The sequence below is a fragment of the Pseudoalteromonas sp. L1 genome, assembly GCF_021728095.1.
Lineage (GTDB): Bacteria > Pseudomonadota > Gammaproteobacteria > Enterobacterales > Alteromonadaceae > Pseudoalteromonas.
The window spans coordinates 101,384-122,567 of record NZ_JAKKCT010000003.1 but is presented as its reverse complement, the minus strand read 5'-3'; the positions used below and the strand labels follow the sequence as shown (position 1 = coordinate 122,567).

Genomic DNA, 21,184 nt, shown 5'->3' with positions numbered 1-21,184 from the left:
TACATCAGGTAAAAAAACTCGGCGAATATTACCTGCTCTGAGAACATATTGCCACTTTATGACCAGTTTATGTCAGCTTATTATTGCAAGATGCTGATCTCAATATACAAAATTGTAACTACCGGCGTTTACGTTTTTTTAAAAGTTATCTTTCCAGGCTCTGAGACCTGCAAAGCGTTGCCAAGGTTCATTCAGATCCAAATTAATTTTTAGCTCATCAGGAAGCTCATCGGTGATTGTTGCTATATTGCTACGTAAAAATGGATTTATTTGTTTTTCAACACCTAATCGAGTTGGCAAGCTTATTTTGCCGCTTTCTCGCAGTCTATCTACTTTATCACTGTAGCTGAGAAGGTATTCGTTATTTGGTTCAACGGCCTTTGCAAAAGCTAAGTTAGCCTGCGTGTATTCATGAGTGCAGTAGATTTTACACTCATCGGGCAGAGCTCTTAATTTACAGAGCGAGTGCCACATTTGCTCAGCGCTGCCTTCAAATAATCGTCCGCAGCCAGCACTAAATAAGGTATCGCCAGTAAAGCTTAATTCGTCATTAATGTAACAAACATGGTCTAGGGTATGGCCAGGTGTCGCAAGCACGGTAAAGGTGTAATCATACACAGTGACTTTATCTATCTCGGATACACCATGAGTAATGCCTTTAAAAGGGCTGTGTTGTGGTCCGTAAACGGGAATATCACGAAATGCTTTTACCAGTGCTGCCACGCCATCGGTGTGATCATAGTGATGATGGGTTATCAAAATACCGCGAAGTGTTAAGTTATGTTCGCTTAAATAGTTTAAAACGGGTTCAGCTTGACCGGGGTCGACGACCCAGGCTGTTTGCTCAGCTTCATTGCTGATACACCAAATGTAATTATCAGAAAAGGCTTTAATTGCTTTAACTTGCACCATGTTTAATTGCTCTATAAAGTGACAGTTAACACACAGTATAACGAGCTCAGAAAATGAAACCAGCCCTTAGTTTTCAAGAAGGTCCTAAGCCATACTCTTGGCAGCAGTTCCCTCATGGTGACTATTTACGTGCTGAAATTGAACGTAAGCTAACGCCATGGCTGCCACGTATGTTTGGCTATCACATGCTTAAACTTGGTAATTTAAGTGGCGAGCTGGCCACCAGTGAAAGTCCTATTAAGCATCAAGTTTGTGTCGCAGAGCAGGGGTTATTTACCGGTGTAATTGCTGATGTCGATGAGCTGCCTTTTTATGAGCACAGTGTTGATGCTTGCATATTATCGCATTGCTTAGAATATCATTCTGATCCGCACCATATCTTACGTGAAGCGCATCGTACTTTGATCCCCGGTGGTTACATCGTGATCACAGGCTTTAATCCGTTTAGCTTGTGTGGCTTGGCGCAGTTATTACCTTTTAGCCGCCAAAAGCTACCGTGGACAGGGCGCTTTTTCACACCATCGCGAGTAAAAGATTGGTTGAATCTATTGGGTTTTGAAATTATTTCGGATGAGCGATTTATCCATTCATCGCTTGCAAGAGGCAATCGTTTATCGCGTTTTGCTGCGTGGCGAAGTTTTGGTCAACAATATTTAAAGCCAATGGGCAGTGTGTATTTGCTGGTGGCTCGAAAACGTGTGGCCCCGCTTACACCAATTAAACCTAAATGGCATGCAAGGCCGCAATTTTCGCCGGTAAAAGGAGCTGGGCTCAGGCAAACATCAAAGCAGCACTGTGAGCGGGATGGCTAAATAGTGTTGCTTATCTGTTTTGCTAGGGTACTGACCTGCACGAATATTTAATTGAATAGAAGGGTGCAACAGCTTTGGTACTGCTAAGGTTGCATCGCGGCCTTCCCGAGTTTCAATAAAACGTTGCTTATCGCCTTTTAAATGAATGTTTTGCTCGCGCTGCTCTTTAACCGTGGTTTTGTTCGCCAGCGGGCGCCCATCAGGTTGGTAGTCATGACACATCCAAAGTAGCGTATCGTCAGGAAACGCTAAAATTCGTTGTAGTGAATCATATAGCTCACTCGCGCTACCGCCGGGGAAATCACAACGGGCTGTGCCACTGTCTGGCATAAAGAAAGTATCACCAACAAATACATTGCCATCAATGTGAAAACACACGCTGTCAGGGGTGTGGCCCGGTGTGGCAATCACATCTACCGTGTAATCACCTAACTGAAATTGTGCTTTATCAGCAAATAAGACATCAAAAGGTTCACCATTACATGGCATATCAAGATTATAAAGCTGGCTAAAGTGCTGTTGCACTTGAGTGATGCCTTCACCCGTGCCGAGCTTACAAGGATGTGTGTCTTGTAATTGCTGCTTTATATAACTTGCTGCAGTGATATGGTCTGCATGGGCATGGGTTTCAAGGAGCCATTGCAATGTCAGCTGCTCGGTCTTTATATAGCTGATGATCTCATTGGCGGTGGTAAAACTTAATTCACCACTTGGCATATCAAAATCAGCTGGCGTATCAATCAATAAGCAATTTTTAGTGCTTTCGCAACATACTAAGTAGCAGAGGGTGGCACTTTGTTGATGAAAAAAAGAGTGAATGCGCAGAGCCATAATGAATCCTTTATATTTCTTTATAGCCAAATCTTATAACATATAACAAAAATATAAAACGACCTGCGCCAAGTTTATTTCAAGGGGCTTTAATTACCGTCGTAACCTGTGTCTTCAAGTAATTGATCGCTGCCAGCTGCTTCGCGGGCAAGATCGTCAACAATCTCATTGTATTTATTGCCGCTATGGCCTTTTACCCAACGCCATTCTACGCTGTGTTGTTGGCAGGCAGCATCGAGTCGTTTCCATAAATCGACATTCTTAACTGGTTTTTTAGCCGCGGTTTTCCAGCCACGTTTTTTCCAATTTTCAACCCATGACTCAATACCTTGTTTCACATATTGGCTATCGGTCGTCAGAATGACGTGACAAGAGCGGGTGAGGGTTTCTAGTGCAACGATAGCTGCGAGCATTTCCATCCGATTATTTGTTGTTAGGGTATAGCCTTGACTTAATTGCTTCTCGTGGCCGTTGTATCGCATCACGATGCCATACCCTCCAGGCCCTGGATTTCCTAAACATGATCCATCGGTGTAAATCTCTACGGTTTTCTGCACTGTTTTACCTTGATATTGTGTACAATAAAGTGAATATAGAAAGATACCAGAGTCAGGCTTAAGACGATATGGCACATAGACAAATAGTTTTAGATACAGAAACCACGGGTATTGACCCAAAGCAAGGCCACCGCATCATTGAGATCGGTTGTGTTGAACTTGTAAATCGCCGTCTTACTGGCAACAACTTTCATGTGTATATCAATCCGCAACGTGAAATAGAAGAAGAAGCAATAGACGTACATGGTATCACCAATGAATTTTTGCGTGATAAACCTTTGTACCACCAAATTGCCCATGAGTTTTTAGAGTATATTCGTGGTGCAGAGCTTGTTATTCATAACGCAGCGTTCGATATCGGCCACATGGACAATGAGTTTGCATTGTTAAATCAAGGTTTTCCGAATACTGCCGATGTATGTAGTGTACTTGATACATTAAAAATGGCGCGTGACTTGCACCCTGGTCAAAAGAATAACCTTGATGCACTTTGCCGTCGTTACGATATTGATAACTCAAAACGTACTTTACACGGCGCATTACTGGATTCTGAGATCCTAGCGGATGTTTACTTAGCAATGACAGGGGGTCAAGTTAAGTTAAACTTAAATCAGAATAAAGATGAAGGTTCTGAGCAACAAACTGGGGGGATTAGACGCTTAAGTGCTGACAGAGCCCCTTTAGTTGTATTAAGAGCTACAGAGCAAGAACATGCCGCTCATGAAGAACGTTTAGACTTGGTCGCTAAAGGCGGTGAGTGTTTATGGCGGGCAGAATAAGGTAATAAAATGAAAAAATTATTTCTAGCGGGATTGCTATGTACGTTGCCCTTAATGGGTATATGCGCGGAACAAGATAAAATAACGCCATTGGAACGAGATGGGATTCAAAATGAGATCCCCCTGCTAGAAAATCGTTTTCGCATTGATCACAAAGTCGAAAAAATTACCTTACTCTTCTTTCGTGAAAGAGGAACCCCCGCGGTTGTATTAGTTAGACCCGATGGTAGCAAGTACCATGTGACCGAGTCATTGAACAATGATGATTTGGATTGGCATGATGAGATGACCTATGACCTAATCACCATAGCAAATCCAATGCCTGGGCCTTGGCAGGTTGTTGGCAGTATTTTACCTGATAGTCGGATTATTGTGATGGGGGAAATTGAGTTAAGCGTGGATCCACTTCCCCCTGTATTATTTCGTGGTGAAACAATAAAACTGACAGGGCGTGTACTCAACGATGGCGAGCCAATAGAAGTCGGGCAATTTAGAGATGTTATTAGCTTACATGTCGACTTTGTAAGTACAAATAATAGTGACTATGCTAACTTTGGAGCGGGGACGCAAAGTATAACCGACTTTAAAGATGATGGGCGGGGCTTTGATGAGCGGCCTCTTGATGGCGTCTTTACGGGTGAATTTCAGTTATCCTTTCCGGCTGGAGAATGGCAACCAGAACTTTATATAGAAACACCTATCCTTAAACGCACAGTAGTACAAAAACCTATCGTTATTCATGAACCGCCATTTAGTTACGAGATGACACTGGCTGAGCATGAAGCAGATGACCATTTGCTCACTATAACTCTTAATCCTGAGGTGATTAAACCTGAAACGGTATTAGTCCAAGGGAAAATCTATTACCCAAATAATGAAGAGCAGATGTTTTCTATGGATGCGAAGGGATCTCAGACACGTCAGCTCGCTATTAAAAATTATGACTGGGGGCGATACAGTGTTGAGTTGTCAGTATTTGGTAGCAATATAAATGATCGAGAATTTATGGCTACATTGCCCACCTATAAATTTGAGATTGATAGGCCAATCGAAGTTGTACCTGAAATTGTTCGCCCTGAAATTGATTTAGAAGCACAAGCTGAGCAACAACGAATCCTCGAAGAAGAGCAAAGAGCGTCAACGATGTTGATGATAACGTTAATTGTTGTTGGAAATTTAACCGTCTTGTTGTTAGGCTGGCTAGCAATTCGAGTTTTTGTACAAAAGAAACCGCTTAAATTTAAATTTTCTTTGCCATTTTTAAAGAAAAAAAACCAAACGAGTAATGACGAACAGACAGCCGGTGAAAAAGAAGTTGGCAAAAATGGCTCAAAAAATGATAAATCAGGTGAAATTTTAAACCTTTCGATGTCAGATGACTAAAAAACCTGTAAAAAAACAAAAAAGCCCTTGACGAACTAGAGGGTGATTCGTATTATTCACGCCGCTGTCAGGGGAGACTCTCTCAGCAACGAAAATGTGGAGTGGTAGTTCAGTTGGTTAGAATACCGGCCTGTCACGCCGGGGGTCGCGGGTTCGAGTCCCGTCCACTCCGCCAATTTTCGACAATCTGTAAGTATACGCTGGAGTGGTAGTTCAGTTGGTTAGAATACCGGCCTGTCACGCCGGGGGTCGCGGGTTCGAGTCCCGTCCACTCCGCCAATTACTTACACAACTTATGGTTGTAAAACATTTTCCTTTGCGGAGTGGTAGTTCAGTTGGTTAGAATACCGGCCTGTCACGCCGGGGGTCGCGGGTTCGAGTCCCGTCCACTCCGCCAATAGGAAAAATAAATAGCATTTAGATACTGCGGAGTGGTAGTTCAGTTGGTTAGAATACCGGCCTGTCACGCCGGGGGTCGCGGGTTCGAGTCCCGTCCACTCCGCCACTATTTAAACGCTATTTTATTACAAAATTTGTATCGCGGAGTGGTAGTTCAGTTGGTTAGAATACCGGCCTGTCACGCCGGGGGTCGCGGGTTCGAGTCCCGTCCACTCCGCCAACAAATTAAGTAATAACAATGATATCTCTGCGGAGTGGTAGTTCAGTTGGTTAGAATACCGGCCTGTCACGCCGGGGGTCGCGGGTTCGAGTCCCGTCCACTCCGCCATTTGATGTCATAAACAAATTAAGTGCATTACCCCATGCACATACCACTGCGGAGTGGTAGTTCAGTTGGTTAGAATACCGGCCTGTCACGCCGGGGGTCGCGGGTTCGAGTCCCGTCCACTCCGCCATTTGTTTTCCTCAAGCAGATGATTAAATAAATCTTTACGTTACACCTTACTATTTCCTTATACTGACAACGTATCTCGTATCTCGTATCTCGTATCTCGTATCTCGTATCTCGTATCTCGTATCTCGTATCTCGTATCTCGTATCTCGTATCTCGTATCTCGTATCTCGTATCTCGTATCTCGTATCTCGTATCTCGTATATCTACTTTTATGTTGCCGTGCTGTTAAGTGCGCTAGGTTGTGCCATGTTTTATTTAGGGCACCAAGAAAAGCTATTCAATACAACGTTCTATGAGTACAAATCATATGATGTAGTGAAAGGTGATGAACTGGATGGCATTTGTATAGTCATACTTCAAAAACACCTATTATCAAGCCCCACAAAGGCCATGTGTGGCTTGAGTTTATCGGTGTCTTATTGGTGCTGGCCTCATCATATTTGAGAGTAAACTGACAAGACAGCATTAATGTGTTGTAGAAGCTGACGCCTGTTAAATGGCGTCAGGTTCTCGGGGGAATCAAATGAGCAAACTGTTGCTGGTGGATTTGTTCATATAGGGTAGCTGCATAGCTTTGTGCATCATGTAAGCGGCGTGTGCTGATGTGCTTACGCAAATCGTTAAGTGCCGCTGTTGCTGGTTCATAGCCTTGGCTACTTGCCAGAGTTAACCATACTGCACCGTGAAAAACGCTATGGGGCACACCTTGTCCTTTAATAAAAAATAGCCCCATATAAAATTGCGCTCTTTGATTCGCTGCCATCGCTGCAAGGCGCATCCATTTGGCTGCTAAAGGGGGCTGATCATTTTTTAAGTAATACAAAGCTTTATTTAGTACATTTTCAACAGAGTCTGTACTTTTTGCTGGCTCCCCACCAGTGTCTGGTTGGGTTATGAAGGCAAGTACATTATCGAGTTGTTGTTCTAAATCTAAGCCTACAGGTGTTTTATCAGACATAGTTTAGTTATTTTCTTGAAATAAAAGACCTTATTAGTTTAGAACATTGCAAGGTAAAATGTCCTCTAATTAAGTTAAAATATGATAAAATTAGCCAATTAATCTTAACTTAAAGTTCAACATGTTCGACAGACTCTTCAAATTAAACGATAACGACACCACTATTCGCCGCGAGACCATTGCGGGTATTACAACTTTCATCACCATGGTTTACATCGTATTTGTAAATCCTGCGATGTTAGCTGAAGCGGGTATGGATCAAGGTGCAGCCTTTGTTGCTACGTGTATTGCTGCTGCGATTGGCTGTTTTATTATGGGATTATGGGCTAATTATCCTTTAGCTCTTGCACCAGGGATGGGTCTGAATGCATTTTTCACCTATGGTGTTGTGCTAGGAATGGGCTATAGCTGGCAAGCTGCGCTAGGCGCTGTTTTTATGTCAGGCTGTATTTTCCTGTTCTTAAGTTTATTCAAAGTCCGTGAGTGGATTATTGATGCGATTCCTTTAGTTTTAAAGCGTGCAATTGCAACGGGCATTGGGGCATTTTTAGCACTTATTGCTTTGAAGAATGCGGGCATTATCGTGGCAAGTCCTGCAACACTTGTACAGTTAGGGGATATAACGGCTCCAGGGCCTTTACTCGCTATTTTTAGCTTTTTTGTAATTGCGGCTCTTTTATATCGCGATATGAAAAGCGGTGTACTTATCAGTATTTTATTAGTCACTGCCATTGCGTTAGGTTTAGATTTAGTTGAATACCAAGGTGTTATGTCTTTGCCCCCATCGATCGCACCGACCTTTATGCAACTTGATTTCGCCGCCGCGTTTGAAATATCAATGTTAACGGTTGTCTTTGCGTTTTTGTTTGTAGATTTGTTTGATACATCGGGCACGCTTGTCGCTGTAACGCAAAAAGCAGGCCTTGCCGATGAACATGGCAAAATGCCACGTTTAGGCCGCGCATTAAGTGCAGATAGCACCGCAACTATTGCAGGCTCAATGCTAGGTACATCAACGACCACGTCTTATATTGAATCGGTTTCAGGTGTCTCTGTTGGTGGTCGTACGGGGTTAACTGCGGTTGTTGTGGGTATTTGCTTCTTATTAATGATGTTCTTTGCACCGCTTGCTGCGATGATCCCTGCCTATGCAACAGCAGGAGCAATTTTATATGTTGCAGTGTTGATGATGCAAAATTTAAAGCTGGTTAATTGGGATGACATGACCGATGCGATCCCTGTCAGTGTTGTACTATTGATGACCCCATTAACTTTTTCTATCGCGCACGGTATTGCACTTGGTTTTATTTCATATACTGCGGTGAAATTAGTATGTGGTAAAAAAGATGAAATCAGTGTGAGTGTATGGATTTTGACTGCATTATTTATTATTAAGTTTGCGTTTTTATCTTAAAATATGACTTAACCCAAAGGCACAAAGAAAAAGTGGCTTACCACTTTTTCTTTGGTGCAAACAAAACATCTAAATCGTCTTGCTCTTGTTCTGCTTTTTTCTTCAGTGACGTTGCATTTGACGCTTTTAATTCAGTGCTAATTGCTTCTAAATAACCTTCCACTTCATTACGCTTTGCATTTGTGTATTCGTCGCTGTAACTAATTGAAGAGAGCGTCGCAAGGGCTTTTTCGAAATATTGTCTTGCAGAGCCAATCATGTTCGCTGAACGAGCAGAAATTCCTCGTTTGATTTGACTCTCTACGTTAATTCTCAGTTGCAGCTTTTCGAGGCGTTTATCTTCGGCAACAAATATTTGGCTATCAACTTTCCCTTTTCCATGCTCAGAGCGAAGTACAGAGCGTAATTTTTTTATACCTTGAATGAGTGATATTAGCTGTTTGTCATTATCTGGTAGCACTAATGACTCTGAGTTATTTCCATCAATTGGTGCACTTAATCGTTCTTTAGATTCATTAAGGCGGTTTTTTAATTCTTTTGAGGTAGGTGATAATTGCACCATTGATGCTAGAGCATCGTAGACTCGACGTTGAATAATACGCAAAAGATTTTCAGACATAGGAATATTTGTACTATTGATAAGTACATCTTCAGCCTCTTCAATAATCTTTTTTTGTTTGGCTAATTCTTTTCGGCGTTCAGCTTCTTGTTTTTCTTTATGCTGTTGAACCGCACTGACCCAAAGAGCAATGACAATCAAAGCAACAATGAGCATAATGATGATAGAAACGATCATAGCTAAATCTCAGTTTTCACTATCTAATTTTTTTATCTTACATTAAAAATATTACATCTGGGTAGTTTTGCGCATACTAATGTGTAATAAAGTTATAATAACTAGTTATTTTTTACTAACTCAAGACTAAGTTAGCATGTTTATTGAGTATTTTCAGATGAATCATCTCTATCGAGTTAACGTTGGATGTGTTAGCCTTAGACAGAATTGCTATAAAAAGTCAGATTGAAAACAAAAAAATTATAATGTGAGTAAATATTACTTGGCATCCTGCTTAGCAGCCTTTATAAATAAAGAATAACAACATTTACAACGCAGCCATGAAACTACAACAACTCAGATACATCGTCGAAGTCCAAAATCATAAACTGAATGTCTCAGCGACAGCTGAAAGCTTATTTACATCCCAGCCAGGGATCTCTAAACAGGTTCGTATGCTAGAAGACGAGCTTGGCGTACAGATTTTTGGTCGAAGTGGTAAGCATTTAACGCATGTCACTAGTGCAGGTCATGAGATAATTAATATTTCCCGCGAAATATTATCGAAAGTTGAGGGGATTAAAGCGGTTGCCAATGAACATACTTTGCCTGATCAAGGAAAGTTAAATATTGCGACTACGCATACGCAAGCACGTTATGCATTACCTAATGTTATTCAAGGCTTTATGAAAAAGTACCCTGCAGTGTCTTTGCATATGCATCAAGGTACGCCACAGCAGATTTCTGATGCAGCAGCACGAGGCGACGCTGATTTTGCCATTGCAACAGAAGCGCTTCATTTATATTCTGATTTAGTTATGTTGCCATGCTATCACTGGAATCGCAGTATTGTAGTGGCAAAAACACATCCGCTTGCGCAAAAAGCTGATAACCTTACGGTTGCTGATGTGGCTAAATACCCACTTATTACTTACGTATTTGGTTTTACTGGCCGCTCTGAATTAGATAAAGCTTTCAATGCTCATGGGCTTGAGCCACATATCGTATTTACTGCAACAGATGCTGATGTGATTAAAACCTATGTACGTTTAGGGTTAGGTGTGGGCGTTGTCGCATCGATGGCGATTGATCAAGTAACAGACACTGATTTAGTGTGCATTGACGCTAGCCATCTGTTTGAAGCGAGCACTACTAAGATTGGCTTTAGAAAAGGCAGTTTTTTACGCAGCTACATGTATGACTTTATCGAGCGTTTTGCACCACACTTAACTAAAGAACTCGTTGAGCGAGCAAGCTTATTACGTAACCAAGAAGATGTTGATAAACTTTTCGAAAACATTGAGTTACCAGTAAAATAAACAATAAAAAAGCCGCTTTAGCGGCTTTTTTATTGTGCTGAAATTAACACTCGATGATATTAACTGCTAAGCCACCGCGCGCGGTTTCTTTGTATTTTGTTTTCATATCATTACCTGTGTCGAGCATGGTTTTTATTACTTTATCTAGGGTTACTTTTTGCTCGCCAGAACCACGCATTGCAAGGCGTGATGCATTAATCGCTTTAATTGAACCCATTGCATTACGTTCAATACACGGCACTTGCACAAGGCCGCCAACAGGATCACAGGTTAAACCTAGGTTGTGCTCCATACCGATTTCAGCAGCGTTTTCAACTTGAACAACGTTACCACCCATGATTTCAGTTAGTGCCCCCGCTGCCATTGAGCAAGCAACGCCCACTTCACCTTGGCAACCTACTTCAGCACCCGAAATTGACGCGTTCTTTTTATACAAAATACCAATGGCTGCTGCTGTTAATAAATAACGAGTCGCAATATCACGGTCTACTTCTTTGATGAAAGTGTGATAATACATTAATACCGCTGGCAAAATACCTGCAGCACCGTTGGTTGGTGCAGTAACAACACGGCCGCCGGCAGCGTTTTCTTCGTTTACTGCAAGGGCAAATAAATCAACCCAATCCATAGCACGTAATGGGTCGTTGTTTACCTCAATATTTAACTTAAGGTGTAAACTTGGTGCGCGACGTTTTACTTTTAAACCGCCTGGTAAAATACCTTCTGTGCGCATGCCACGTTCAATACAGGCTTTCATTACTTGCCAAATATTAAACAGCTCATCTTTGATGTCTTTTTCGCTACGCAGGGTTTTCTCGTTGTGCATCATAAGTGTTGATACACTAAAGCCTGATTCACGGCACAGTTCTAGCAGCTCTTTTGCTGTATTAAACGGATAAGGAGCTGGGTTTTCTTCGCGTATTTCGAGTGCTTTTTGTTTTTCGTTTTCGAACTCTTCATCACTTACGATAAAACCACCACCGATTGAGTAATACACTTTACTAAATAACTTTTCGCCATTTTGGCTAGCAATGATTTCCATCGCATTTGAGTGCTTTGGTAGTGTTTTACGACGATGGAATACAATTGCACCTTGCTTAGGGAAATTGGCTTTATGACGTTGGTTTAAGTAAATAACCTGCTCTTTTTCGATTTTCGCGAGGATATCGTCAACTAAATCAGCATCAATGGTTTCTGGATCATAGCCGGCAAGACCTAAGATCACGGCTTTACCTGAGCCGTGGCCAATTCCTGTTTGACCTAATGAGCCAAACAGCTCAACTTTAATATCGGTAACGTTTGCAAGTAAGTTTTTTTCTTCTAATTCGTTTACAAATAAACGCGAAGCGCGCATTGGGCCAACAGTGTGAGATGACGATGGGCCAATACCAATACTAAACATATCGAATGCACTGATCATAATTTGCTACTCATTTTCCTTTTAACGGCATACTACCTGCCTTTGAACGGTGCCACATGATAACGTTTAAACGTGTCTGTGTAACCCTAAAAGCAGGATAATTAAACTGGTAGGGCGAGCTGTTTGATAAAGTTATTAATAATGCTGGCTGTTGCCCCCCACAGCAGACCGTGCGGAGTCATCAAGCCTTGCAACATAATGGTTTTACCACTTCGCTCAAAGGGGAGAGGTTGCCAGTTTTGTTGATTACTCAAATAAGACAAGGGCATTAAAAAACTGGCAGCAACTTCGTTAGGGTCCGCTTGCCATGTTGTGCCTTTGCTGAGGGTACAAACATAGGGCTCAATCGTGAAACCGGTTAAGGTCGCATATTGGTGCAACTTACCATGGACAGTCACTTGATGTTTGCCAATGCTGAGCTCTTCATTAAGCTCTCGAAGAGCTGTGTGCAGCAAAGATTCATCTTGCTCTTCATACTTACCTCCGGGCAGGCAAATCTCCCCAGGGTGATGAAGTAAATAACTTGGTCGCTTGCACAGCAACAAATGCGCTTTGTCATTCACATCGAGCAGAGGCAGCATCACGGCACTGGCACGCTTTTCGGCATTAAAGCGAATGGTAGCAGGGCGCTCTGTGGTTTGACTTAAACTAAAACGGGCAATTAGTTGCTGACTATTCAATGTTGTTACTTCAACTTTTACTTTAATAAGGGCAGTATTTTATTTACTTTATCGTAAGTTTCTTGGTACTCCAAGTCGACCTTTGAATCAGCCACAATGCCGCCGCCAGCCCAGCAATAAACTGCACCTTTGTGACACACTAAAGTGCGAATTGTGATACTGGTATCCATGTTGCCACAAGCACTTAAATAGCCAATTGAGCCGCAGTACACACTACGGCGATGTGGTTCGAGCTCTTCTATAATTTCCATAGCACGAATTTTCGGTGCTCCTGTAATTGAACCACCTGGGAAAGCGGCATGAATTTGGTCAATAGCATCTTTGCCATCCGCTAATTCTGCGCGCACAGTACTTACTAAATGATGAACAGCCGGAAAGCTTTCAATGGTAAATAGCGAAGGTACTGTGACACTACCTGGACGAGCCACTTTGCCTAAATCGTTGCGCAGCAGATCAACAATCATGACATTTTCTGCGCGGTCTTTTTCTGATTGTTGTAAGCGAGTTGCCTGCGCTTGGTCTTGTTCAGAGTCAGCCAAACGAGGGAGTGTGCCTTTAATTGGCTTGGTTTCTATTTGGCCCTGATTAATAGAAATAAAACGCTCAGGTGAGATAGATAAAATAGCGCCATCTGGGTGATTTATATAGCTTGAAAACGGTGCTTTATTCGCTTCTCGGAGTTGTTTATATGCTTGCCATGTTGAACCTGAAAATTCAGCTTTAAAACGCTGCGCAAGGTTGATCTGATAACAGTCACCACTTTTTAAATAAGCCTGAATTTTCTCGAACTTTTCGCTGTAGCTGGCTTTACTCATATTTGACTGCCAGTCGCTTTGTAGCACGAACTCTGCACTTGCTGGCGTTTCGTTTAGGTGCTGCTGGTATAGGGCTAAGCGATTTTGATTTGGCTGACAAACGTAAAACCAGCTTTGTTGTTGCTTATCGAAAATAAGGGCATCTGGATAAAGACCGACAGCCATTTGCGGCATGTTAATGTCGTTTTCGGCAGTACTTGGCATGATTTCAATTACACGACCTAAGTCATAACCAAAATAACCAAGCCAACCACCTGTAAAAGGCAGGCTGTTAGGGTTTGCTGTGTGATTAAATTCCTGAAGACCTGCTTTCATCAAGCTAAAACAATCACTTGATTGTACCTTGCCGTCGACAAAGCACTGATTATCGCGCACTTCTAATTGCTTTAATGGCGCAATGGCAATGATATCAAAGCGGCTATTTATATGCTCGCTATTGGCTGAATCGAGCAACACAGCATGGGGCAAATGAGCAAAATGACTAAATAGCGCGATACAATCACCGCTTAAATCTAATTTAATGCACAAATTTTCATCGTTTATCATCTACATTGCCCTGAATAACTAGCCCGAAACGGGCGAGGAGGGTATCATAAGTTAAATTTGATTGGCAGCGTTATGATTTCCTTTATAGTGATGCCATGACTAACCCGTAGAGTAAATCTTCGTCACCGGTTTACTCAGGATCACGTACAGCGCTACGTGATAAAAACTTAAGGAACCCGTAATGAGCACAATTCGTCAGCAAGACTTCATTGATAGCATTGAAGATGCATTGCAATACATTTCTTTTTATCACCCTCTCGATTTCGTACAAGCCTTAGAAAAAGCTTACAACAAAGAGCAAAGCAAAGCGGCAAAAGATGCCATTGCGCAAATTTTAATTAACTCTCGTATGTCTGCTGAAGGTAAACGTCCACTGTGCCAAGATACAGGTATCATTACCTGCTTCGTAAAAGTAGGTATGGATGTTAAGTGGGATAAAACAGACATGACTGTACAGCAAATGGTTGATGAAGGTACACGTCGCGCATACTTAAACCCAGATAACCCGTTACGTGCATCAATTGTTGCAGACCCTGCTGGTACACGTAAAAACACCAAAGATAATACTCCATCAGTTGTTCATATCGACTTAGTGCCAGGCGCTGAAGTAGAAGTAATGGTGGCAGCGAAGGGCGGCGGCTCAGAAAATAAAACGAAAATGGTTATGCTTAACCCATCTGATGATGTGGCTGCATGGGTTGAAAAAACATTACCAACGATGGGGGCGGGCTGGTGTCCACCTGGCATGCTAGGAATAGGTATTGGTGGTACTGCAGAAAAAGCTGCGGTACTTGCTAAAGAATCATTAATGGATCCGGTTGATATTCACGAGCTGATTGAGCGCGGCGCAGAAACAACTGAAGAAAAAATGCGTATCGATATCTTCGAACGTGCTAATAAGTTAGGTATTGGTGCTCAAGGTCTTGGTGGTTTAACAACCGTGGTTGATGTGAAAGTCAAAACGGCACCAACTCACGCAGCATCAAAACCAGTGGTAATGATCCCTAACTGTGCAGCAACACGTCACGTTCACTTCACGTTAGATGGTTCAGGCCCAGCTGATCTTAAAGTGCCTAAACTTGAAGATTGGCCAGAAGTTACGTTCGAAGTGGGTGAAGGTACACGTCGCGTTGATTTAAACACGCTGACTAAAGAAGACACGCAAGAATGGAAGATGGGTGAAACAGTTCTTCTGTCTGGTACTATTTTAACGGGTCGTGATGCAGCACATAAACGCCTACAAGATATGATCCAATCAGGTGAAGGTTTACCTGAAGGCGTTGATTTTGATAATAAGTTTATCTACTACGTTGGCCCTGTAGATGCAGTAGGTGATGAAGCGGTAGGTCCTGCTGGCCCTACAACTGCAACGCGTATGGATAAATTTACTGATATGATGCTAGAAAAAACGGGCATCATCGGTATGATTGGTAAGGCTGAGCGTGGTCCTGCAACAGTTGAATCAATCAAAAACAATAAGTCTATTTACTTAATGGCGGTAGGTGGTGCAGCTTACCTTGTATCTAAAGCAATCAAGAAAGCACGCGTTGTTGCATTCGAAGATTTAGGTATGGAAGCAATCTACGAGTTTGAAGTAGAAGATATGCCAGTAACGGTTGCTGTTGATAGTGAAGGTGCAAATGCGCATACGCAAGGCCCTGCTATTTGGAAAGCAAAAATCGAAGAACTTGATGGCAAATTAAAATAACCATCTTGAAATGCTTTTAATAAAAACGGCGCACCTGCGCCGTTTTTTTCAGCTCTGACCAGTCAGAATTCTTTTCTTTGAATACCTTTATAAAGCTGATGCTGCTAGGCTTTATAGGCACATTTTTCTTGTCACTTTTTCTTTACGCTATACTTTACCTTTACGTCCACGTAATAAAGTTGCTGATGTAAATCGCTTGTTTTGAATTAATAATGCTTGTTATTTGCCTTGCTGGGTATATTTTTTCTATAAACTGTTAGTTGTTGAGTTGTTGTTTCAGTGTGAGAACTTTGCTTAGTTTTATCATCTCATTTAGTGGCAAGGGAGCATTCGAAGTGATAAAGTCTCGGCAATTTCAGCGCTCACACCCTTTGGGGTAAGAAAATTTCGGAGTATTTAACTGTGGCTGTATTTAATAAAGTCGACTTTGATAACCACGAGCAAGTGGTGTTTTGTTCAGATAAAGAATCAGGCCTTAAGGCTATCATTGCGGTTCACAATACCAAGTTAGGTCCAGCTGTTGGCGGCTGTAGAATGTGGGACTACGCAACAGATGAAGCTGCTATAACAGATGCACTTCGTTTATCAAAAGGTATGACGTATAAAAATGCTGTGGCACGTTTACCATTTGGTGGCGGTAAGTCAGTTATTATCGGTAATGCAAAAGAAATTAAATCAGAGCAACTTTTCCGTGCATTCGGTCGCCAGTTAGAGCGTTTAAGCGGTAGCTACTATTCAGCTGAAGACGTAAACATCACCTGTGATGATGTGGCTATCATGAATAAAGAAACTAACTATGTATTAGGCCTTGAAGGTAAAAGCGGTAATCCATCACCTTTCACAGCGTACGGTACATTTTTAGGTATTAAAGCAGCTTTACAACATCAACGTGGTCATCAAGACCTTGCTGGTATCAAAGTTGCCGTGCAAGGTTTAGGTGCAGTGGCATATGGCCTTTGTAAACACTTACACGAAGCGGGCGCAACATTATTTGTAACTGATATCAACGAGCAAGCTGTTGAGCGCGTTGTTAATGACTTCAATGCAACGGCTGTGGGTATTGATGAAATCTACGACTTAGATGTTGATGTGTATGCACCATGTGCACTTGGCGCAACGGTAAATGACACGACTATCCCGCGTTTAAAAGCAACAATTATTGCAGGTTGTGCGAATAACCAATTAGCAGAGTCTCGTCACGGTGAGATCATCCGCGAAAAAGGTATCTTATACGCACCAGATTACGTAATTAACGCAGGTGGTATCATCAACGTTTACTACGAAACTGCACCAGAAGGTTATAGTGCAGAAGCATCAACTAAACACGTTGAAGGCATTTTTGATACGCTAACTGAAATCTTTGCTCGCTCTGAAAAAGAGCAAAAATCAACGCATTTAATTGCCGATGAACTAGCATTAGAAATTATCGAAAACGGTTTATAATTTAGTAAATCGACTAAATTTATAGTTAAAAAAGGTGCGCAAGTCGCACCTTTTTTGTCTCTGTTATTTATCGCATCAAGGTGACGAAGCTATGCTTGCTAGGTACACTCGGTTTTTAAACCTCGAGGACGCCTAATGAAAACTCCATCTTGTGAAATTACCCCAATTGATCTTAATACTTGGCCTCGTAAACAGCATTTCTCTTTTTTTAAAGAATTTTCTCTGCCTTATTTTAATGTGTGTGTTTCACTCGATATGGCAGCTCTTTACAACAAGTGCAAAGCCGAGCCGTATTCGTTTTTTCACAGCTATGTTTACCTAACACTTGAAGCATGCCATGACTATGCGCCAATGCGTCAACGTATCATTGATTTTTTACCTGTGCAGCTGTCATCTGTACGTGGCAGTGTGGTTGAGCTGGCAGAAGATGAAACATTCCGCTTTAGTTATTTTGAAAAGCACGCCTCGATTGAAGACTTCTCAAAACACGCCATTACTGTGGGTAAAACAAGTAAAGCAAAACCGTTTTTCTCTGATGCATTTGCTGCAACAGAAGGGCAGCCTGATCTTATCCATATCTCAGTACTTCCATGGTTAAACTTTACTGGGTTTGCCCACGCTGTGAGTGAAGGTCATGGTCTTGGTATTCCTAAATTTGTATTTGGTCAGTTTGACCTACAAACTGGCAAGATGCCGCTATCAATCGATGTACATCACGCATTGATGGATGGGTTACATGTCGCACGTTTTGTAAAACTACTGCAAGAAAAAATTAATAATTTTTGTAAATGATTGTTGCTAATTGTGATTAAACTGAGTAAAAATTAGCACTTAGGTAGTATTTGCTCAGTTGGCTGAATCTTCGCTTATTCTGCAAAACTATACACAGTAATAATGATAATAAGTATCAAGGTTTTATTTTATGGCGCGGGTAATCTGCTGTGTGTTGTTGTTTTTAAGTTTTGGGCTTACAGCCAAACCTGCGCGTCTGTCACTAACAGATTACTTCACTGAAACATGGAGCACTCGCTCTGGCCTACCGCATAACAGTATCAATAGTGTTAGCCAAACAAAAGATGGTTATATTTGGGTGGCAACGTGGGAAGGGTTAGCACGTTTTAACGGACGAGAATTCAAACTCTTAACACGCACAGAAATTCCTGGGTTACCTGATTCTGGTCTACGAAGCTTGATTGCCACAGAAAATGGAGATTTGTACATAGTCGGAGCTCGTGGAGGAATTGCGAAAAGGTCGCAAGGTCATTGGCAGGCACTGCCAGCTTCATCAACAATGGTAAATCATGCCCTTATTACAAAAAGTGGAGAGCTTTGGCTCGCTCTTGAGGGGCAAGGTATACTTTACCGCTCGTCTGAACAAGCACCAGAACAACAGTTACTAGATAAACTCAGCGTTTATCGATTATTGCAAGATAATGATAATGTTATCTGGGCCGCAACGAGCGATGGCTTATATCAAATTATCAATAAAAAAGTCAGTAAAGTGAGCCCACGTTCAGGCTTACCTGATGCATCTGTCTTTACCTTGTTGCTTACTCAATCAGGTGATCTAGTTGTTGGGACTGAGAGTGGAGCTTGGAAAAAGCAACAAGATGTATTCGTTTCCATAAATGATGTTTTAAACAATGAATCAATATCGAGTTTGCTTGAAGATGCACAAGGGGACTTATGGTTTGGCACCATTAATAAAGGTGTTTTTAGGTTAAGTGAGCGAGGGCTTGAGAATCTAGATGCAGATGATGGATTGCCTAACAACCGGATCTTATCTCTTTTGCAAGATCGTGAAAAAAGTATCTGGGTTGGTACTAATGCAGGACTATTTAGATTAAGAGAAGCGCCATTTACCAACTGGAGTCAAAGTCGGGGTTTGGCATCTGATTACGTCAGAACGGTTCTCTCACATTCAGATGGCAGTGCATGGGTTGGTAGCAGCAATGGGCTTAACCGCATTGAAAAGGGTGAAATTAGCACTTTAAGACAAGCCTATGAGCGTGATCCTTTATCGGTATTGAGCTTAATCGAAGATAAAAAAGGTGATGTTTGGTTAGGCACGTATACGGCTGGCTTAATGAAAGTCGTTAATAATAAAATTTACCCCGTGAAGAATAGAAAAAATGGTTTAATCAGTAATGAGGTTCGTTCGTTACTTTTTGATTCTGAAAATAATTTATGGATAGGTACAGCCAGTGGTTTAACAAAGTTAAACGAAGATGGGCAAGTGCATTCTTATACATCGGAACATGGTTTAGCGGGGGACTTTATTATGGCCTTGGCGGAGGACACTCAAGGTCGATTATGGATTGGTACCGGAGTCGGTGTTTCTATCTATACACCGTCTGAGGACAGCTTTGCCACTATTACTTTTCCAGAATACTTTAGCACTGAGTATGCGTTTGGTTTTTATGTTGACGATACTGTCATGTGGTTAGCGACTGACAGAGGCTTGGTTCGTTACAATATGCTAAACGACACAATGTCACTATTTGGTCGTCAAGAAGGACTACCTGTCGATAAATTATTTCAGATTGTTGAGCAAGGTGACTCACTTTGGCTGACAAGTAATAGGGGAATTATTCAAGTAAATAAGGCGCAGTTAGTCGCATTTTTAGATCAGCCTAAACGCGTTAATCCACTGACCGTGTCTATGCAACTCTATGATGAGGGTGATGGAATGCTGAGCGCCCAGGCTAATGGGGGCTCGACTCCAGCAGCAACCCTTCACTCTGACGGACAAATTTGGGTTGCGACCGCACGTGGCGTTGCTGTGGCAACGCCTGAGCGATTAAAAGAAGCCAGTACACGCCAGTTATCGACAGTCATTGAAAGTTTTGATGTGGATGGCAGAGCGGTTGCACTGCCACCTAGTGATGAACTACTTAACCTGTCGCCTGGGATTTCCCGTGTATCGTTTAATTATGCGGGGTTGAGTTTTATAATGCCTCAGCGACTTAACTATCAGACCCAACTGAGCGGTTACAATGAACAGTGGGTTGATAGAGGGCGCTTGGCTATTACTGAATACACGAATTTAGCGCCAGGTGAGTATACTTTTAAAGTGCGTGCAGGCTATCCTAACAGCGATTGGCAAGATAACGAACAAGTTTTACGCTTTAGGATAGCTCCTTATTTTTGGCAGAAGACAAGCTTCAAACTTTTAGTCGTTTTTGCGATTATTTTAATAGCTTACAGTATTTATAAATTTCGTTTATACCACTACAAGCGGATTGAAATAGAGTTAACCGAAAAAGTAGAGCAACAAATGCATGACTTGAAAAACCAAGCGGATGCATTTGCACATTTGGCTAATCATGATCAGTTAACTCAGTTACCTAATCGACGCGCTTTCGATGTTTGTTTGTCACAAAGTTTTGATAAATTTAGAAAAGAGAATAAATTCTTCTCTATTGCGATCATGGATATTGATCATTTTAAATCAGTTAACGACAATTTTTCTCATCTAATAGGTGACAAAGTAATTTGTGAAATAGCGCGCTTACTCACTTTAAATTGTACCCATATAGGTCAAGCAGCTCGCTGGGGTGGCGAGGAATTTACGCTTTTATTCCCAGAAAAAACAGCAAAAGAGGCAGCACGAGTATGTGAGGTTATTCGCCTTGAGATTGCAAACTATGATTTCTCGCATATCGCCAGTGGTTTGTCTGTTACGGTTAGCTTTGGTTTAGCTGACAGTCAAAGTGCAAGTGATTACGATCGGCTTTTAGCACAAGCCGATAAGGCATTGTATTGCGCTAAATCCGCAGGACGAAATCAGGTTGTTATTTACCACAGTGAATAATTAGTTGCTCAATCAGCTATTGATTACAAAATAAAATGTTTTATTTTTGTACACGTTTTCGGCTTCAAGGTGGTGTTATTAAAGGTACATTACTTACGTAAATGTTTACATAAGAATATAAAATTAACAATTAATTCACTTTTGATCTACATTTTTGTTCCCCGT

The 21,184-nt window shown here is 41.7% G+C and carries 17 protein-coding genes and 7 tRNA genes; 16 read left to right on the top strand and 8 right to left on the bottom strand.

The window, feature by feature from the left end; all coding sequences use genetic code 11:
- Positions 1 to 138: 138 nt before the first annotated feature.
- On the bottom strand, positions 139 to 912 hold the full coding sequence (gene gloB / locus L3V38_RS10625; protein ID WP_237119389.1) for a hydroxyacylglutathione hydrolase: 774 nt from the start codon (positions 910 to 912) through the stop codon (positions 139 to 141).
- Between the two features lie 53 nt (positions 913 to 965).
- On the opposite strand from gloB, the gene L3V38_RS10620 reads away from it, so the two are divergent.
- Positions 966 to 1,724 carry a class I SAM-dependent methyltransferase gene (locus L3V38_RS10620; protein WP_119852048.1) on the top strand — a complete coding sequence of 253 codons (759 nt, stop codon included), beginning with the start codon at positions 966 to 968 and terminating at the stop codon, positions 1,722 to 1,724.
- Here L3V38_RS10620 and L3V38_RS10615 read toward each other — a convergent pair.
- Both L3V38_RS10615 and rnhA read right to left on the bottom strand, forming a co-directional pair.
- Positions 1,695 to 2,555, bottom strand: a complete 861-nt coding sequence (locus L3V38_RS10615; RefSeq protein WP_237119388.1) for an MBL fold metallo-hydrolase — start codon at positions 2,553 to 2,555, stop codon at positions 1,695 to 1,697. The genes L3V38_RS10620 and L3V38_RS10615 overlap by 30 nt on opposite strands.
- An 89-nt stretch (positions 2,556 to 2,644) precedes the next feature.
- Positions 2,645 to 3,112 carry a ribonuclease HI gene (rnhA, locus tag L3V38_RS10610; protein ID WP_063706042.1) on the bottom strand — a complete coding sequence of 156 codons (468 nt, stop codon included), beginning with the start codon at positions 3,110 to 3,112 and terminating at the stop codon, positions 2,645 to 2,647.
- Between the two features lie 68 nt (positions 3,113 to 3,180).
- Here rnhA and dnaQ point away from each other — a divergent pair, with 68 nt between their 5' ends.
- The 9 genes from dnaQ (at position 3,181) to L3V38_RS10565 (ending at position 6,128) form a co-directional block, all read left to right on the top strand.
- Positions 3,181 to 3,891 carry a DNA polymerase III subunit epsilon gene (gene dnaQ / locus L3V38_RS10605; protein WP_130151375.1) on the top strand — a complete coding sequence of 237 codons (711 nt, stop codon included), beginning with the start codon at positions 3,181 to 3,183 and terminating at the stop codon, positions 3,889 to 3,891.
- 9 nt (positions 3,892 to 3,900) lie between these two features.
- On the top strand, positions 3,901 to 5,274 hold the full coding sequence (locus L3V38_RS10600; RefSeq protein ID WP_237119387.1) for a TIGR03503 family protein: 1,374 nt from the start codon (positions 3,901 to 3,903) through the stop codon (positions 5,272 to 5,274).
- Between the two features lie 98 nt (positions 5,275 to 5,372).
- A tRNA-Asp gene (locus L3V38_RS10595) sits at positions 5,373 to 5,449 on the top strand.
- A gap of 27 nt (positions 5,450 to 5,476) precedes the next feature.
- Positions 5,477 to 5,553: transfer RNA gene (locus L3V38_RS10590), tRNA-Asp, on the top strand.
- 41 nt (positions 5,554 to 5,594) lie between these two features.
- Positions 5,595 to 5,671: transfer RNA gene (locus L3V38_RS10585), tRNA-Asp, on the top strand.
- A 31-nt stretch (positions 5,672 to 5,702) separates the two neighbouring features.
- Positions 5,703 to 5,779 (top strand) — tRNA-Asp (locus tag L3V38_RS10580).
- A gap of 37 nt (positions 5,780 to 5,816) precedes the next feature.
- A tRNA-Asp gene (locus L3V38_RS10575) sits at positions 5,817 to 5,893 on the top strand.
- A 31-nt stretch (positions 5,894 to 5,924) separates the two neighbouring features.
- Positions 5,925 to 6,001 (top strand) — tRNA-Asp (locus L3V38_RS10570).
- 50 nt (positions 6,002 to 6,051) lie between these two features.
- A tRNA-Asp gene (locus tag L3V38_RS10565) sits at positions 6,052 to 6,128 on the top strand.
- A gap of 501 nt (positions 6,129 to 6,629) precedes the next feature.
- Here L3V38_RS10565 and L3V38_RS10560 read toward each other — a convergent pair.
- On the bottom strand, positions 6,630 to 7,085 hold the full coding sequence (locus L3V38_RS10560) for a sel1 repeat family protein (RefSeq protein WP_237119386.1): 456 nt from the start codon (positions 7,083 to 7,085) through the stop codon (positions 6,630 to 6,632).
- Positions 7,086 to 7,206: 121 nt separating this feature from the next.
- On the opposite strand from L3V38_RS10560, the gene L3V38_RS10555 reads away from it, so the two are divergent.
- Positions 7,207 to 8,499 carry an NCS2 family permease gene (locus tag L3V38_RS10555; protein WP_165381494.1) on the top strand — a complete coding sequence of 431 codons (1,293 nt, stop codon included), beginning with the start codon at positions 7,207 to 7,209 and terminating at the stop codon, positions 8,497 to 8,499.
- A gap of 37 nt (positions 8,500 to 8,536) precedes the next feature.
- Here the strand turns inward: L3V38_RS10555 and L3V38_RS10550 are convergent, their stop codons facing one another.
- Entirely contained in the window at positions 8,537 to 9,295 is a 759-nt protein-coding gene (locus L3V38_RS10550; RefSeq protein WP_237119385.1) for a hypothetical protein, read from the bottom strand.
- 320 nt (positions 9,296 to 9,615) lie between these two features.
- Between L3V38_RS10550 and cysB the strand changes: the two genes are divergently transcribed.
- Entirely contained in the window at positions 9,616 to 10,593 is a 978-nt protein-coding gene (cysB, locus tag L3V38_RS10545; RefSeq protein ID WP_062570695.1) for an HTH-type transcriptional regulator CysB, read from the top strand.
- 43 nt (positions 10,594 to 10,636) lie between these two features.
- On the opposite strand, the gene L3V38_RS10540 is transcribed toward cysB, so the two are convergent.
- The 3 genes from L3V38_RS10540 to pabB all read right to left on the bottom strand — a co-directional run bounded on the left by L3V38_RS10540 (position 10,637) and on the right by pabB (position 14,054).
- Positions 10,637 to 12,013, bottom strand: a complete 1,377-nt coding sequence (locus L3V38_RS10540; RefSeq protein WP_237119384.1) for an L-serine ammonia-lyase — start codon at positions 12,011 to 12,013, stop codon at positions 10,637 to 10,639.
- Positions 12,014 to 12,114: 101 nt separating this feature from the next.
- Positions 12,115 to 12,693 carry a CoA pyrophosphatase gene (locus L3V38_RS10535; protein ID WP_237119383.1) on the bottom strand — a complete coding sequence of 193 codons (579 nt, stop codon included), beginning with the start codon at positions 12,691 to 12,693 and terminating at the stop codon, positions 12,115 to 12,117.
- 17 nt (positions 12,694 to 12,710) lie between these two features.
- Positions 12,711 to 14,054, bottom strand: coding sequence for an aminodeoxychorismate synthase component I (gene pabB / locus L3V38_RS10530; protein WP_237119382.1), 1,344 nt, complete (start codon positions 14,052 to 14,054; stop codon positions 12,711 to 12,713).
- Positions 14,055 to 14,235: 181 nt separating this feature from the next.
- Here pabB and L3V38_RS10525 point away from each other — a divergent pair, with 181 nt between their 5' ends.
- The 4 genes from L3V38_RS10525 (at position 14,236) to L3V38_RS10510 (ending at position 21,019) form a co-directional block, all read left to right on the top strand.
- On the top strand, positions 14,236 to 15,762 hold the full coding sequence (locus tag L3V38_RS10525; protein ID WP_237119381.1) for a fumarate hydratase: 1,527 nt from the start codon (positions 14,236 to 14,238) through the stop codon (positions 15,760 to 15,762).
- Positions 15,763 to 16,164: 402 nt separating this feature from the next.
- Positions 16,165 to 17,205 carry a Glu/Leu/Phe/Val dehydrogenase gene (locus L3V38_RS10520; protein ID WP_237119380.1) on the top strand — a complete coding sequence of 347 codons (1,041 nt, stop codon included), beginning with the start codon at positions 16,165 to 16,167 and terminating at the stop codon, positions 17,203 to 17,205.
- 156 nt (positions 17,206 to 17,361) lie between these two features.
- Positions 17,362 to 17,997, top strand: coding sequence for a CatA-like O-acetyltransferase (locus tag L3V38_RS10515; protein WP_237119661.1), 636 nt, complete (start codon positions 17,362 to 17,364; stop codon positions 17,995 to 17,997).
- A gap of 130 nt (positions 17,998 to 18,127) precedes the next feature.
- Entirely contained in the window at positions 18,128 to 21,019 is a 2,892-nt protein-coding gene (locus tag L3V38_RS10510; RefSeq protein ID WP_237119379.1) for a ligand-binding sensor domain-containing diguanylate cyclase, read from the top strand.
- Positions 21,020 to 21,184: the final 165 nt, after the last annotated feature.

Excerpts from the sequence above, each read along its gene's own strand:
- gloB (WP_237119389.1), bottom strand. The coding sequence starts at position 912 with ATGGTGCAAGTTAAAGCAATTAAAGCCTTTTCTGATAATTACATTTGG.
- L3V38_RS10620 (WP_119852048.1), top strand. The coding sequence starts at position 966 with ATGAAACCAGCCCTTAGTTTTCAAGAAGGTCCTAAGCCATACTCTTGG.
- L3V38_RS10615 (WP_237119388.1), bottom strand. The coding sequence starts at position 2,555 with ATGGCTCTGCGCATTCACTCTTTTTTTCATCAACAAAGTGCCACCCTC.
- dnaQ (WP_130151375.1), top strand. The coding sequence starts at position 3,181 with ATGGCACATAGACAAATAGTTTTAGATACAGAAACCACGGGTATTGAC.
- L3V38_RS10600 (WP_237119387.1), top strand. The coding sequence starts at position 3,901 with ATGAAAAAATTATTTCTAGCGGGATTGCTATGTACGTTGCCCTTAATG.
- L3V38_RS10560 (WP_237119386.1), bottom strand. The coding sequence starts at position 7,085 with ATGTCTGATAAAACACCTGTAGGCTTAGATTTAGAACAACAACTCGAT.
- L3V38_RS10555 (WP_165381494.1), top strand. The coding sequence starts at position 7,207 with ATGTTCGACAGACTCTTCAAATTAAACGATAACGACACCACTATTCGC.
- L3V38_RS10550 (WP_237119385.1), bottom strand. The coding sequence starts at position 9,295 with ATGATCGTTTCTATCATCATTATGCTCATTGTTGCTTTGATTGTCATT.
- cysB (WP_062570695.1), top strand. The coding sequence starts at position 9,616 with ATGAAACTACAACAACTCAGATACATCGTCGAAGTCCAAAATCATAAA.
- L3V38_RS10540 (WP_237119384.1), bottom strand. The coding sequence starts at position 12,013 with ATGATCAGTGCATTCGATATGTTTAGTATTGGTATTGGCCCATCGTCA.
- pabB (WP_237119382.1), bottom strand. The coding sequence starts at position 14,054 with ATGATAAACGATGAAAATTTGTGCATTAAATTAGATTTAAGCGGTGAT.
- L3V38_RS10525 (WP_237119381.1), top strand. The coding sequence starts at position 14,236 with ATGAGCACAATTCGTCAGCAAGACTTCATTGATAGCATTGAAGATGCA.
- L3V38_RS10510 (WP_237119379.1), top strand. The coding sequence starts at position 18,128 with ATGGCGCGGGTAATCTGCTGTGTGTTGTTGTTTTTAAGTTTTGGGCTT.